Raw genomic sequence first — 14,994 nt, 5'->3', positions numbered from 1 at the left:
GCGAAAGCCCATCCCATGACCCTCATTAAATCAACCTACTCAACAGTTTCCCTTGTTTCCGAATGCATCTGTTGCCATTTGTCCCATAAAGGACGCACATTTTCTGGTTGCCCCTCATAATTAAGCATGGAGTCTGAAATCTTTACCCAAGGTTGGACACTGCGAGTCCACTAACTGTTATTTAACTGTTGCATCCACTTATTAATTTGGTGGCGCGAACTTTCACGTATGCGCTCAAGTGCGATTTGAAGAGCTTGTTTGTTATAGATCTGCCAAAGACTGGCAAACATTTCTAGATTTTCGCAAGCTTCCAAGTCACCTGCCATGGTGACTAAATTGTCTTCAGACAACCATTCAAGTAGTTCTTGTTGTTGTTGTTCGTAACGCTGCTTCATCTGGTTGAATCGGTTTTGCTCTTCTTGTGATAACTTTTTCCAAATCAATTGCTTGATATCTTGGGGACGAGCGGACATGATTTTGATGACTTCTTCCCAAGATTCAGCTGCCCGTAAAGTGTGGGCTAAATAATTTATACTGTGACCGACGATCCACGGTTGGCAGTTCAATAAATTTGCTGCATATCGTAGCTCTTCTAAAGTGATTTCAGGGCAAGTTAAGAGAAAATTTATGACAGTTTTAAGAGAAAAATCAGTTTGTTGTTGTTTGTTTTTAAATTTGCGCTTTTTGGCTTTAATAATCGGACCGAACAAACTGGGGCGAATTGTGGGTGGAACTTCTAAAAATTCAATGTCTTGAGGAGAGACAATAGTTGGCATCTTCTGCCCATTCATTAAGTTTAATTCTTCCAATACCCATTTAAAAGATTTACCGCAGTTGGCACAATCGACTTCGTAGACCGTGACAAATTCTGCCAATTGAGAATTAAAGTACTGTTGGGAACGAATGAGAGCGGGCATGGGCTTGAAAACATGGTGGCAGTGAGGACAACACCTCACACCTTGGGCATCTGGATCGCAAGAAACAGGATCGAGACTCCAGTTGCGCGGATCGCACGGGCGCCCCAGCCGATACCAATTATCCGTCATATCTAAGATGATGGCATATTCTTTACCAGGTGACGGACGCAATACCCTACCAATCATCTGCAACCAAAGGGTAACGCTCGTTGTTGGACGGGCAATGACTACAGCTTGGGAATCCGGGCAATCAAAACCTTCTGTTAAAATGGCACAGTTACTAATAACTTGAGTCTCGCCGGTCCGAAATCTTTCTAAAATATCGGCACGCTCGCTCTCTTGGGTTTCCCCATCAATGTGCTCGCAAGGGATATTGGCTCTAACAAACATTGCTGTAATAGCTTTTGAATGGGCGACATTAACAGCAAAAATCATTGTTTTTCTGCCATCACAAAAATTCTGCCACTGTTTTAAGACTTCTTCAGGTTTGTAGTCTGAAGCCACTTCTTCTAATTCTTTTTTGGTAAAGTCGCGTTTTTGCGGAACTTTGTGTTTGGAGTATTTAAAGCCAGCAATGAGTTTGTAGTCGGTGAGATAACCTTGGATGATTAACTCTTTAGTTGAAACCGAACAAAGGAGGCAATCGAAGATGTCGCGCAGTCCGTAACCATCCTCGCGCCTGGGGGTGGCAGTCACTCCTAAAATCAAGGCATGGGGATAGGCATCTAGTAGATTGCGGTAACTCGCAGCTGAGGCATGGTGGGCTTCATCCACAATGACAAGCTTTGCATCGCTATAATTTTTGCGTCTTGCCAATGTTTGGATGCTGGCGACTTGGATGAGAGAGTCAGTGGGTTTGTATCCCGCTTTAATAATTCCTGGCTCTATGTTAGTCGTTTGAGCTAACTTGTCTGCCGCTTGGAGAATCAGTTCTTCTCTATGGGCAACGACCAACACGCCCAATCCACTGCTGGTAAATTCACGGGCGATCGCAGCGAAGATGACTGTCTTACCTCCACCTGTTGAGAGTTGCAACAGCACTTTTCTCGTGCCTTGGTCCCAGGCAGCAAACGTTTGGGCAACTAACTCTTGCTGGTAGTCTCGTAAGTCGAACATGGTTTGAGTATAAATGAAAACTTTTGTATTGGCATCTGGTGGAGGGCGATTGCTCTAACTGTTGTAAATTTTGAGACTGTGACGTTTAACCCATCTATAAGAGCCATTAGGAAACTCAACCTGTACTTTTGAACCATGTCTTTCCCAACCAACAATTGTCACCTTTTCGCCACTATAGTCAGCAATGTTTCTAACGGCAATAACCAGACCTTTTGTGATGTTTGGAGTTGGATTGTGATGGGTAGCGATCGGTTGAGAGTTTGGTATCGCACATTCTTCTGAGTTTTGATTTGAAGGTTGACGATCGCTTACTACAACAGACTTAACACACCCGTCACTTGGGTCACTGGTAGGGGTTTGATCTGTCACTGACCCATCACTCAATCCTTGAGTGTTTGTCACCAATCCATCAGTGCCTGTAATCGGGCGATAAGCCGGAGGCTTAACGGCTGAAGCCGTATCGCGATCGGACCCCGGTTGTCGTATTGCCAGTCCCGTGATGTAAGCTCCTTGATTATCTCGCCCTTTCTTAATGCCCTGCAATTTCAACTGGTTGGAGCAAAGGTCAATGAGACATTCACTAAAGCGCCTTAGAGAGACGGAGCGGCTACCAGTTTCATCCATCCATCTGCAATAGCTTGAGTAAAGATAGAGTTCGGCTGATTTTGATAAAGTGCCAACATGGGTTTTTGCATTTGGTTCTAGGACTAGGCAACTGTCCATCCAGTCTGCTAAAGGATTTGTGTCTAGCAAGAACTCAGCACTGAAGCCAGAGAGCGAAGGCACGGAATTGTTTGTATCTACTACTAGTGAAACCATCTCTACATCGGGCATCTCCAACACCCATTCCAACAGTCCGGGTAAATAGGGTTTGAATTCAGAGTCGAGGTCGCGCTGTAGGTGCGGTAGGACTTGGTGGGTGAACGGTATTGTCAGCCGCCGTCGTTTTAATCCACTGGTGTAATCGCTCGATTGAACGGGTTCGTTAGCAGCAACCATCACCATGCCCGTGTACTTAAAGCCTGTGGTCTGCTGGATGCACTTGCGCTCGTTCCTCAAGTCATCTTCTCCAGTCAGGTTTTTGAGAGTTTGCACTTCTCCCCCGTAGCGTTCTGAGTCCGTAATGAGTACCAGGCGCTTGCCGTACAAAGCAGCTGTCTCAAAGCGGTTGGTTTCTAGCTGCTTGAGGGTGGTGACCGTTGTGTTTTCCTTCCCAACCAATGCTGTAGCAAGACGCAGGAATGTACTCTTACCCGTACCACCAGGTCCTATTGCTTCTAAAAATCTGTGGAGGTCAGATCTCCCCGTCACTACTGCCTTAAGGTATGCCCGCAGCAGCTGTACCAAGGAAGCATCTTGTTTCATGATTTCTAAGAGCCAGTCTGTAATGGGTTGGCAGCCAATGGCTCTGTCCTGCCACTTGTAAGGCAGCTGCCACAAAAAGCGGTATCCTGGGGAGTGGGGAAGTAATTTCATTGTCTTGGGATCGAGCACGCCATCAATAAGTGGAATCAACCCTTGTGCCTCAGACCATTCGTCAACGGCCAACTCGTACTTGAGAAATTTGATAGTGCCGGAGATGAAGTCGTGGTTGAAAACAGGTCCCAAACGGTTCTTGGCTTCTGCTGTCACCAGAGCGCCGATCGCTTCATCAACAGTTTCCGACCACACCCCAGACACTTTGCGTGCGTACCAGTACCAGCATTTACGAGTTGCATACCATGCCAGCTTCGGACGGTATTCTTCTGCGAGTTCTTCAGCTAAAGATGATTGCGTCCATTTCTTCTGCGTTTGTTGTTCTTGATTGAACTGTTGTTCCCACTTGTCAATACTCACGGCCTTAGCTAACACCTCCTGCTTGAATTTGTCTGCTCCATTTATTTTGATGTAATCGTCAATGCCCTTCCCTCGCTCTTCACTCCACAACCCAGTTACGTTATATTGCGCTACATTAAATTTCTTTAACTGGTGGACGAGTTTTCTTTGAGCATCGATGACGTTAGGATTGCTAACAGCATCGGCGTCAAAGGCATGGATGAAACCAAAGCCAGCACGGGCAAGCTTTTCTAGGGTTGGCACGAGATATCGCTTGCCCTGGGGGTCGGCATCAGTTGGCGTTAGACCCATCTCAACCCCAAGGAGCGCGAGTGTGGGGACTTCGTGACTCGTGAGAGCGATCGCCTTAAAGAATCCCTCAGTCGTCACCAAGCAAGGATTGCCGTCGATGATGTAGCACTTGAGCTTTAACGCCTCGATGTCATCCCAGTAGTGAGGGTCTTCTGGATGGATGGGTAGCATGATGTCGTATTCACCTTTGGGGCTGCGGTATTTGGGAGATTGTTTTTCTGACTTGCCTTGTGAGGACCATCGCTTATCGGGGTAGTACTGCCCCTGGTAATTTGAGCCTTCCAGCCAGATGCCATCGCTTTGCGCGGTGTATCCCAGTAGCTCGGTCGCTTGGTTTGTGGAAATCGAGCGGCAATTGACTTCACACCACTTGGGGTTCAGTCCCCGTTTCTCGAAGAGTTCTTTTTTATGGCGTTGATTGAGATAATGACGGTTGATTTTGGGTGCTGTGAGTTGTTGTGACATATTACGGTTCTAGCTTTTCGAGACGGTTGATAGCCGCAAAGATTGGATGTGGAGACACGGCAAATTGACCCCCATATGTGACGGTTGGGGGTGCGCGTATATTGTTAATAGTCATGATGTTTTCTGCGATACCCACACAATGTGAGTATCGCTTTATAAGTCACTTTAAGCTAAAGACTTAACCCATCTGTTGTAACTGTTCCCTGAGAAAAGCTATTTTGCTAAGGTGAAATTGGATTTCTGCCTCTATTTCAGAACGCAATTCATTGGGATGGAGCAGGTTGATTTCCGATTCGTCTAGTAAATCCGTGTCATCAGACATTGGACTGCGAGAAACGTAGTAGCGCCAGCCCGGTTTGTAGGAGTATGCCAGCTTAGTCCCTAAAGCGTAATACTGCATTCCCATAATTATGCCTTGTTGGGTGAGCAAACCCAGTTTGTTGAACTTCGGTAGATCCCAATCGCTGGGAATTGCTATCGCACGCGGTTGCGGTTGTTGGGGCTGGTCGAAATCTTCGTTATCTGATACGTTTTGGTTATTCATTGTTAGAATGATAGATATTGTCTAAACCTCTAGCTCGTTTCTCAGGCGCTGCTAGAGGCTTTATTGTAATAATCTAGACAAATTATAGTGACAAGTCAAGAGGTTTATAGACAATATCTAACATTTTGAATGAGGAGATTCGGGGCTTAGATTTTGCTCTTCAGGAAGTATTTCACTGAAGTCGAAAGCACTTACCTTGTGTTTAATTTCTGCTAGGGTTTGCTTGAGCAAGAGATTTTCTTGCGTCAAGCTGCTGACTTTCCCTCCAGTTTTTCAAGTGCGGTTTGCATCATCTCTTCAAGTCTGGCGAGTCTTGCCTCCGAATCTACCCGAGATTTTGGTTTCTCCCCAATATATTCATCACACCAGGTTGCTAGTAACTGACTCACAGATATTCCTTCTTCTTCAGCCATAGCATACAAGCGCTTTTTTTTATCTTTGTCGTAGCGAAAGTTGATTTGTCCTTCTCTGTCAGTTGACCCGTTTTTTCGTTGCTTGCTGTACGTCATGTCTATTTATTGCAATACAAAGTTTGTACTCCCAGTTTAGCTCCAGGCAGACAAGCTGTCTATTCCATGTCTATTTTCCCTCAAACTGTTACAGGGCATCTCCCCTTCTGTCTATAAATAAGCTAGAAAAACTGTTGACTTTCGTCTAGACATAGTCTAATTTAACAATTATCCGCCTTATCAGTTTCAGAGCATAAGTCCCTCACATATTTGGATTAAATGCCCGGTACTGGGAGTCACGAGCAATAGGGCAGTAAGCGCCACTATCGAAAATCTTGCTCGCGGTTTACACAGACAGCATCTACTACAACCTCAAACAAAAAGACCCCGGCAGGCTAACTGCTAGGGACTACAAAATTAAGCATCCTTTATTGTAACCATGACTGAAATACAAGCAACATATAAAAGCCAGTCCCAGTCATCCTCCCAACAGTTTGGCTTGGAAAATCAAGACCGGGAGATAGTCCTTGAGCATTGCAATCTGGCAATTGACATAACATCAATTGCCTCTGAACTTATTCACTGTGGGACCATGACTTTTGAACCTATTGCCTCTAAAGGCACATACCGAGTCCTGACTGGAAATATTGAATGCGGGCATATTTTTATAAACTTAGAAGGGACGTGGCACAACAGTACAACTGACCGGATTTACGGCACTCCTTATGAAGCTGCCGCAGGGCTGTTTGAGACTTGCACAAAGCCCGTTTCAATTTTCGAGCTATTAGATAAACCGTTTGACGAGTTAACGGTGACCGAATGGAAGTTGCTCAAAACAAGTGAGCTACAAACTCTCAATGGAGTCCCGGCATAAAAGTCATTGGTGGGCTTTTTGCCCACCAAACAAGTTTTTTTTAGTCAAAGCACTCGTCACTGTCAGAAAAATGTTTCAGCCTACAGCCAAGGAATGGCAATCTTGGAAAACACCATCAGATGCAATTGCTTGGGCACAATCCGAACTTCCCGCTCACACTCCCGATTGGATACAAAAACAGTGGGACGCTCTTAAAAGCGACCGGAACGGTAAGAAAGCCCATCTCTGGGTGCAGTTTGTCTTGGATATCAAGGTCAACGAATTTGCCGATCGCCCTAGATTGTAAGAGCGATCGCGGTTCTTAGGGTGCATTCATCGCCCTAACAACACTCCAAATGCACCCTAACAAAAGTTGAGTAAAGAACGTCCTGTCCACTCCAAATTCAGTTGTTAGGGTGCGTTCCCGACCAAAAACCCCCCTGTGAGCGCACCCTAAGTCAAGTCGCGAGTGCTCCAATTCGTAGTTCGTAATTGAATTCTTAACTACGAATTACGAATTACGAATTACGACTTATGTTGTTACCGCACCCTAAGTGTACTGCTCAAAACCATGACTTAGGGTGCGCTCGCAACCAAAAACTACTTGCCAACGCACTTTAACTGCACCCTAATAATCCAAGACGCAAATACTTAGGGTGCGCTCCTCATTGAAATCTGCTGACAACCGCACCCTAAGTACGCCATGCCCAAGAACAAAAAACCTCAACCCGAACCGACTGTAGAAAGCGTCCTCCAACAAGCCGTACAATTGACAAGACCGGAACAAGAGGAATTATTACTTGCCCTTAAGGCACTACTAGAAGCACTCGATGATGAAAAAGATGCCACTCCATCAACAACACCATCACCCCGTTGCGGTTCTCGCGGCGGTTCGCGAATTGAATGGAAGAAGATAAACGGGTATGGTCCTTATCCCTATCTGAGATTTCGTAATGGTGGTAAATATCGCAGTTATTATCTGAAAGACTTGAGTGCGATACGGATGGCTCAATAACCCAACTTATTGATTCTTGCTTTAACAATTCGTAAATGACTCAAGACTTCTAGAAGTTCGTAGTTAGGGCAGCCTTCCATTTCATCCACAATCATTTGTTTGACGTTCATAGATTCAGCCTCTTCTGCCCGTTCGAGAGTCTTTTCCCGAACCAATTGCTCGAATTGCTCCTCGGATGTAATTTCCACTCTTGGAGATTCTCTAACTTTGTCCACATATACATGGAATGCTTCGTCATCATCTCGGTTTGTCAGGACGTATGCTCTTAGCTGAGCTTTGGTCATTGATTGGAAATCTAGATTTGTCATTAATTTGGGGCGCGATCGTTGAGCAAAAGCGATAAGCCGACTGACTGCGGGAGTCCCGCCGGATCGCAATGCCTGGAATGGCTACGCTACTACGGCGTGTGCCGAATTTGAATCGGGAACGGAGTCCCGCCGGAAGACACGTGTTTGCATAGGGGTGGCAATTTATACGAATCCCTATTAGGGATTGAAACTTCAGGAGAAACATTAGGGAAAGCCAAAAAATTTGCGTGGCAATTTATACGAATCCCTATTAGGGATTGAAACTCAAACCCACCAGCGATCGCGCCAGCTACGGCAAAGTGGCAATTTATACGAATCCCTATTAGGGATTGAAACTTTTTTATTAACTTGGTTTTAGCCAAACACGATGGCTAAAGTGGCAATTTATACGAATCCCTATTAGGGATTGAAACAATTATGACATTTTTAGTTGCTGACAAGCAAGCGATCGCAGTGGCAATTTATACGAATCCCTATTAGGGATTGAAACGCAGTCCTTTTATGCCATCTATTAGCTATCGCAAAAGGGAAGTGGCAATTTATACGAATCCCTATTAGGGATTGAAACCAAAGGCGACTCCGAAGAAAACTGCAACCAGTTTGGGTGGCAATTTATACGAATCCCTATTAGGGATTGAAACTGACTTCATTGGACTCGCTAGTGGGCATTCTAAAAGAGTTACCCCTACGTCAGTCTCCTATATAGAAGTTATGGAATGGACAAATTGGCCAAATGTCAGATTTGAGGAACGGCATCTTTTACCTTCTTATTCTGGAATCTACGCGATCGCGGATGCCAATCAGTATGTCTGGTATGTAGGTCAAGCTGCCAATCTCAAAAACAGATGGGCTGGTAGAACCCATCACAGGTATCCCCAGTTGATTCGGTCAAACCGCAAGTTGTGCCATAAGATTTATTGGAAACAAGTTCCTGTTAACTGTTTGGACGAACAAGAACGGTATTACGTGAACTTATTTCAGCCCGAACTGAACGGTTGTAAAGTGAAAAAGTATCTACCGAAACAGCCCCAAGTCGAACGCGAGATTAAGCGATTATTGAAAGTTCTCAACAAACCAACATCTCTTTTCCCGATAGTTCGTTCCATCGTGGCTGGTAAGTATGAAGATAATGAGGGAAAACATTGCATAATTATTTTAATAAATATTAACGACCATGAAATTTTAGAAAACTCCATGAGAAAGCGGTATGCAAATGAAATCAAGAAAGCTTGGACTCATAACACAGATTATTGCGGTAAGAATGAGCAAGTTTACAGCCCAGCGTGGATAGCAACATATAATTGGAATTCGTATAAATTTGAATTTTTAATTGTAGATTGGGAATTGTTTAACTATTTGGAAAACAATCCCGAAGCTAACTTGCATTATACTGGGGTTGCCGAACTTCTTGGCATCCAGGTAAAAGCATTAACAGACTTAAATATTTTTGATAAATTTTCTTTAGAAGAGGCGTCCTCTTATCTAGATTTTGAAGGTAAAAGACCCCTAAGATCTGTTGCTTATATCAATTATCGGAAAAATCTACTGAAGTGCTTGGTAGAGGAACCGGAGCGATCGCTCTGACTCTTTTACAAACTTGAGAAGCCGTTTCTCAGGAGCGCGATCCCCTTTCAGCAAGAATACGCACGCAATAATATGACTGGTGTCATGCGATAAGCGCTCTTTCAGCTTGCGCGATCGAGCGATCGCTTCCGGTTTTCTATTCCAAGGCTGCTGATTTGTTTCCAAACATTTGGAGTTGGAGGTTGTAAACCAATTGAGCCAATGCTATTGAAGTTTGTATGTATAAAATATAACTATGTTGTCTTTCTTTGGATCAAAGTACACTGCCAGAGGTTGTGGTTGTTATTCCAAGCTCGCTTTTGGGCAATTTATATATAGAGTTGGACAAATACAGCTTTTGCTAACTCACCGTCCTCAGGCACATCTGAAAATCTGTGAATACCTCTGATTCAGAATTAGACTTACTATCTTTAGCTTCTAGAATCAAACAGCTAGAAGAGGAGCAAAATCTCCGGCGGCAAAATATTGCATGGCTTAAGAAATATTTTGATGCTCTCAAACAAGAATTCAACAACAGACCTGAATTAGAGCAAATTCAAAGCGTACAAGAGGCGATCGCGCAATTGTCCGCACAAATTGTAGAGTTACAGCAGCGCATCCAAACTTCATCTCATTTAAGTAACAATCCCGATGATTCTGAAGTGGTGACACAACCTTCTGGAACGGTCGCTCGCCAACAAAACCAAAAACCCTTGATAGAGGCAAATTCTCTTACCGAAACTGCTCTAGATGAAGAAATCGAGCTAGCAGCAGAACCAGAAAAAATTAACAGGGCTTTTAGCGATCGAGAGTTCCAGATTGAGAGAATCATGTGGTTGGTCAACAGAATTTATGCAGCAGAGGAACCCAACCACGAAATACCCGTTAGTGCTGAAGAATTTTTAAGTCGCTATAGGGCTGGAGAAAGAGATTTTCCCGGAATGAATTTAGCTGGAGTCAATCTTAGTGGAAAAACTCTAAACCAAATTAATTTTAGCAATGCCAACCTGTTTGGAGCAAATCTCAGTCGCACTAAACTCGATAGCAATAACTTGAGCGGTGCAAATTTAAGAGGAGCAGATTTAAGTGAGGCTGATTTATCTGGTGCAAACTTGACTGGAGCTAACTTAAATAATGCCTGCCTTCATAAGACAAAACTGAATTCTGCCAATCTCAATGAAGCAAAACTCTTTAGAGCAAACTTGAGCGGAGTAGATTTGAAGAAGGCTAACTTAATGAGGGCAGACCTGAGCCATGCCGATTTAAGTCAAGCGAACCTGATTAACGCAAATTTGGAAGGAGCTAATCTTGAAGGCACTCATTTGTTACACGGCTATTATGACTCAACGACTATCTTTCCTACAGGTTTTAACGCCACTCAAGCTGGTGCGTATTTGATTGCCCCCGGTGCATCACTGCAAAATGCTAATTTAGCAGGTGCCAACCTCTGTCAGGTAAACCTGGCTGGGGCAAATTTACAAGGCGCAAACTTTAATTCAGCAAACATGGAAGGTGCAGACCTGAGCGAATCTAATTTGAAGGGAGCAAACCTCAGCAGTGCATTGTTAAGGAATGCGAAACTTATCCAATCAAGTTTGTTTCAAACTGACTTAAGTGAAGCAAACCTTGTCGGAGCAGATTTAAGTGCGGCAAATCTATATGAAGCAGACTTGAGTAAGGCAAATCTCAGCAACGCAAAATTAGCAGCGGCTCATTTGAGTAAAACTAATATGAGCCAGGTAAACCTAAGTTCTGCAAACTTAAGAGCGGCAGAGTTAAAAGCTTCAAATCTAATTCAGGTTAATCTAAATAATGCTGACCTAGTTGGAGCAGATTTAAGTAAGGCAAATTTAAGAAATGCAATATTTAGTAATACAAGATTCAACGATGCCATTCTAACAGGGGTAAATTTAGTTGGGGTAACACTAAGAGGCAATTTTAGTGGAGCCAATTTAAACGAGACTAACTTATGCGGGGCTAACCTCTGCGAGCTAAACTTAAGTGGGGCAAGTTTGATTTCATCCGATATGCGTGGGGTCAACTTGAGCTATGCAAATCTTACAAAAGCAAGCTTGAAAGACGCAAACCTTACTGGTGCGAACCTTCTGAACGCACAGCTCGCTGGTACTGTCATGCCAGATGGCACGACTCACGAGTAAACTGTACTTGCATTTTCTGTATATGGAAGCGTTGGAGGAGTAGCGATCTGCCCTATCTTGTAGCAAAGCGATCGCCACCAAGAAGCTGCGATAAGCGCTCTTTCAGCTTGCGCGATCGAGCGATCGCGCCCCCAACGCTCCTGACAATCCCTACAAAGGTATCCGATTTATCCCCGTATTTTTCAAGACCCTGCCAAGAGTGATAATTTCCTGCCTGATATCGTTATCCACCCACAGTTCGGTTTCGGGATATTCCAAAGCATCGAATTCTTCTTTATAGAAGAGGATAACTTGTCCTCTATCTGAGGGTCTTACCACAATTGTTATCGGTCTATCATTTTTCGTAATTCCTCCAATGACAGTCGTGCTTTGCTCGTACCAGCGATCGCAATTGTAACCATCTGTTTGGCTCAAATAAGCTATGATGTTATTTTTAGCACGTCTGATGATTGCTTCTACGTAAGGATACTCGGCAAAATCATGAGGGATATAGCGGAGATATTCGTAAATTCTCGTCCCTCTAAATCGTCTCCTAGCCAGTTCCAGCATTTCGGGAGAATAGATGCACAACCGCGTCAGCAATTCTTGAGGGGTAACCAATTCTTTGTACTCTTCTTGCACCACTTGTTGAGCCATTTGGCTTTGATTGTGCTTCCACTGTTCAAATTTGTGAAAATCTTCGGGAGAAATCCGAAATAGCTCTTCTTTGGGAGTGTTTATTAATTCGAGAATCTCTTGCTCGGTATAGCCATTTTTATTGTTAACAATAGCTTGTCTGAATTTAATATCCTCAATGATTTCCTCATCGCTTCTCAAACGATAACGCCTGTCGTATAAATCGCCAAAAATCTTCTCTGCTAAAGATTCATTTTCATAAAACCAGAGTAAGAGCTTGGAAAAAACTCGTTTATTTCTTTCTTCTCTTTTATCAAGACCTTCATTTTTTAAGATAGCTTCTACTCTTTTAGTAATTTCACGGGCAATATCTTCTGAAGTATGAATTTTCCCATCCAGGTCGAGTTCGATTTCAACAGCTAACAGTCTACTGCGGCAATCATCACCCAATTCCTCTAGAATATCTTTTAACTCTTCATCAACTCCCAAGTCTGCATACAATTGCTTTTTACAAGCGAAATCCCCTTTCTGATTGGGTAAAATCGCGTACTTCATAAAGTAACTTTCAAAATTATACTTGACAGCAAACTTCACAAAATCGCTCAACCACTTTAAAGCATCTTGATTGAGATATTCTGCGAGATTGGCAACGTTCTGTTTGATGTCGATATCATGGCAGACTTGATTCATAAACCATTCCTGACACTCCTGCCAAATCCCCGGTATCCAATTGGCTAATATTTTCTTGTCTGGAGTTGGGTAAAAGTCTTTCGCAAATCCCAACACTTCATCGCCATTCTTAGATAAACTGCTATCTGCGGGAAAACACGCAATCAATCCCAAAACAGCATCTTTTACCTTGGGATTGGTATTTTCTTTAATGATTCTGTTGATAGAATCAACAATATCTTGAATGGATTTGGCGATCGCTAACTCGCAACTGGTAATTTGATTGTGTTTTAGCTTACTGCGCCAGTCTTGTTGTAAAATCTTTAAGATATCCTTAAGTTCTTCGGGAATATCTTTATCTGTCCAAAGTTCTTCTCTCTTCTTAAATTCCCCATACTGGTTGGGAATAATAGCAAACTCGCTTAATAAATCCCGCTCTTCGGATAACACAAAGCCAATCAGCTTGTTCAGCCAATGTAATGCTTCTTCCTCAAATTGATGAATTTTATCGCTCAGTTGGGTTACATTTGAAAATCGAGCAACATCAGCCACCAGCCGCTTTAAAGTGTAGCGTAAATCTTTCCCCCAACTGTTGTCTATAATCTCGTACCAAAACCCAATGTGCTCTTTCTTGGGCAGGCAATCGCTCAAAAACGCATTAGCAAAATCCCAAATGGTTGAGATTTTAGATTTTGACTTGGCGTAGGGGAATAAAGCTTCTGCCAGTTGAATTTTCGGGTACAGGGGGTTGTCCGTATAAACTATACTAGATTGCATTAATCTAGCTCTTAAGACTTTTTGGATGTGTTGCGCGTACCAATCTGTAGAAACCCAATCCAACGGGTTTGGTAAATCCGTTTTGGCTAGTAAGTACAAGTTCTGCCAGTCGTTATCTATCGCATATTGTAAAAGAATAAAGTAAAGTTCAACACAGCCTCGGACTATCTTTTTATTGTTGATAATGTTCTCTTCATTCTTCATGGTAAGGAATACCCCATCTCTGGGCTCTGTCGGCTCTAGAAAGGGATTGTTGATAACAACGGGAAAGTTAAAGTCTTCCGTTCCAATCAGTGGAAAGCCCAGGAAGATTTTGGGCGTTTCGTTATTAAAAGGTAAAATAGATGTCTGGTTGTCATCTCTATCAATTTGAATGGCTATACTTGTCAGTTCTTCGGACAGGCAAGCAAAGTACAGCTTCTGGATGCGATCGCCTTGAATTTTATCAAATTCAACAATTTTGATATCTTTGGTTAGATGGGTGGGTGCTTGCTTCTCGTAAACGATTTTTTCACAATTGCTTCTTTCAATCTCCACCCGTTTAATTTTATCGATAAAAATTAACGTGTAGGGAAGGGAATTTTCTAAATCGTCCAATCCCACTTCTGCGATCGCTTTACCCGATTCATCAAGTTCGTACTCGAATGTGGTATTGCAAGCGCTAAAGTCAGGATTTTCAATATGCGGAGAATCGTTTAAGCTCGTGTTGACTTCTTCAAAGGAATTGTTGATACTCTCAATTAAAGATTTGAGTTCCCTACCACTCCGGTCTAGAGGAAAAGAAAATCTTTGAAGAACGCCCTCATCTTGAAAAAGCCCCTTCACGTTGACTTTTTCTGACAGCAGGTGAGTGGTCAAAAAGCCCGTACCAAATCTCCCTATCGTCTTGGGCATCTCTGTTTTATCCGTGTCTCCCCAGTCTTTATCATCCGAACTAATTTGACGGATTAAGCCTTCAATATTTTTGTTGGTAAAATAGCTGTAATTGTGACTGAATTCTATAGAATCATCTGTCAACCTTACCCTAACGGCAACTTGTTCATCGGGAAAATCAATAGCACCCTTATCATTGGCATTTTGTAACAGTTCCCAAATCCACCGTCTCTTGGAGTTTTCTGTAGATGACATCCTTAAAATCCGCATCTTTTCAAAGATTTTCTGCGCGGCAATGCGGTTTAAGGTGGCAATAACGTTTTTGTCAAAACGGGACATGATGACTCCTAACTCCAACTTGATAATGATTACAGAGACGTTAGGTTTATCTTGCCCAAAAAGTTTGAGAATCTAACACTGAGAAAATCTGAGTTGCATTTTTGAGCGTGAGTTACGGGGATCGGGGAAGATGCGACAAATTGCAACCTTCACATTTTCTAAGAACTGATTTCAGGTCAAATGATGATGCGAGTTGGTTTAATCT

Annotated in this window: 12 protein-coding genes and 1 CRISPR repeat array; of the genes, 5 read left to right on the top strand and 7 right to left on the bottom strand. The window is 43.1% G+C overall.

Going from position 1 to position 14,994, the window contains the following annotated elements:
* Window positions 1-170: 170 nt before the first annotated feature.
* From HC643_RS00200 to HC643_RS00185, 4 genes are all read right to left on the bottom strand, one after another.
* On the bottom strand, window positions 171-2,033 hold the full coding sequence (locus HC643_RS00200) for a DEAD/DEAH box helicase family protein (protein ID WP_038096078.1): 1,863 nt from the start codon (window positions 2,031-2,033) through the stop codon (window positions 171-173).
* A 54-nt stretch (window positions 2,034-2,087) separates the two neighbouring features.
* Window positions 2,088-4,625, bottom strand: coding sequence for a phage/plasmid primase, P4 family (locus tag HC643_RS00195; protein ID WP_050044965.1), 2,538 nt, complete (start codon window positions 4,623-4,625; stop codon window positions 2,088-2,090).
* Between the two features lie 178 nt (window positions 4,626-4,803).
* Entirely contained in the window at window positions 4,804-5,169 is a 366-nt protein-coding gene (locus HC643_RS00190; RefSeq protein ID WP_050044964.1) for a hypothetical protein, read from the bottom strand.
* Between the two features lie 245 nt (window positions 5,170-5,414).
* Window positions 5,415-5,678: a hypothetical protein gene (locus HC643_RS00185; RefSeq protein WP_038096076.1), complete on the bottom strand. Its 264-nt coding sequence runs from the start codon at window positions 5,676-5,678 to the stop codon at window positions 5,415-5,417.
* Window positions 5,679-6,057: 379 nt separating this feature from the next.
* Here HC643_RS00185 and HC643_RS00180 point away from each other — a divergent pair, with 379 nt between their 5' ends.
* From HC643_RS00180 to HC643_RS00170, 3 genes are all read left to right on the top strand, one after another.
* On the top strand, window positions 6,058-6,492 hold the full coding sequence (locus HC643_RS00180; RefSeq protein ID WP_038096075.1) for a hypothetical protein: 435 nt from the start codon (window positions 6,058-6,060) through the stop codon (window positions 6,490-6,492).
* A 70-nt stretch (window positions 6,493-6,562) separates the two neighbouring features.
* Window positions 6,563-6,778, top strand: a complete 216-nt coding sequence (locus tag HC643_RS00175; protein WP_167844585.1) for a hypothetical protein — start codon at window positions 6,563-6,565, stop codon at window positions 6,776-6,778.
* A gap of 396 nt (window positions 6,779-7,174) precedes the next feature.
* On the top strand, window positions 7,175-7,486 hold the full coding sequence (locus tag HC643_RS00170; RefSeq protein WP_038096072.1) for a DUF6788 family protein: 312 nt from the start codon (window positions 7,175-7,177) through the stop codon (window positions 7,484-7,486).
* Here the strand turns inward: HC643_RS00170 and HC643_RS00165 are convergent.
* Complete coding sequence (locus HC643_RS00165) at window positions 7,480-7,770, bottom strand: DUF6887 family protein (protein ID WP_167844572.1); 291 nt, start codon at window positions 7,768-7,770, stop codon at window positions 7,480-7,482. The two genes, HC643_RS00170 and HC643_RS00165, sit on opposite strands and share 7 nt — an antisense overlap.
* A 178-nt stretch (window positions 7,771-7,948) precedes the next feature.
* A CRISPR array of direct repeats spans window positions 7,949-8,436; the repeat unit is 38 nt; unit sequence GTGGCAATTTATACGAATCCCTATTAGGGATTGAAACT.
* Window positions 8,437-8,505: 69 nt separating this feature from the next.
* Between HC643_RS00165 and HC643_RS40685 the strand changes: the two genes are divergently transcribed.
* A complete protein-coding gene (locus HC643_RS40685; protein WP_038096069.1) occupies window positions 8,506-9,378 on the top strand; it encodes a GIY-YIG nuclease family protein in 873 nt (290 codons plus the stop codon).
* Here the strand turns inward: HC643_RS40685 and HC643_RS00155 are convergent.
* The gene (locus HC643_RS00155; protein ID WP_137986013.1) at window positions 9,337-9,543 is read right to left on the bottom strand and encodes a hypothetical protein; all 207 of its coding nucleotides are present in this window, start codon (window positions 9,541-9,543) and stop codon (window positions 9,337-9,339) included. The two genes, HC643_RS40685 and HC643_RS00155, sit on opposite strands and share 42 nt — an antisense overlap.
* Before the next feature lie 209 nt (window positions 9,544-9,752).
* Between HC643_RS00155 and HC643_RS00150 the strand changes: the two genes are divergently transcribed.
* Window positions 9,753-11,516, top strand: coding sequence for a pentapeptide repeat-containing protein (locus HC643_RS00150; protein ID WP_167844584.1), 1,764 nt, complete (start codon window positions 9,753-9,755; stop codon window positions 11,514-11,516).
* Between the two features lie 150 nt (window positions 11,517-11,666).
* Here HC643_RS00150 and HC643_RS00145 read toward each other — a convergent pair whose 3' ends face one another.
* The gene (locus HC643_RS00145) at window positions 11,667-14,789 is read right to left on the bottom strand and encodes a sacsin N-terminal ATP-binding-like domain-containing protein (RefSeq protein ID WP_038096067.1); all 3,123 of its coding nucleotides are present in this window, start codon (window positions 14,787-14,789) and stop codon (window positions 11,667-11,669) included.
* Window positions 14,790-14,994 lie beyond the last annotated feature (205 nt).

This window comes from Tolypothrix bouteillei VB521301 (assembly GCF_000760695.4).
Classification (GTDB): Bacteria; Cyanobacteriota; Cyanobacteriia; order Cyanobacteriales; family Nostocaceae; genus Scytonema; species Scytonema bouteillei_A.
The sequence above is the reverse complement of the archived record's forward strand: the minus strand, read 5'-3'. Positions and strand labels throughout refer to the sequence as shown.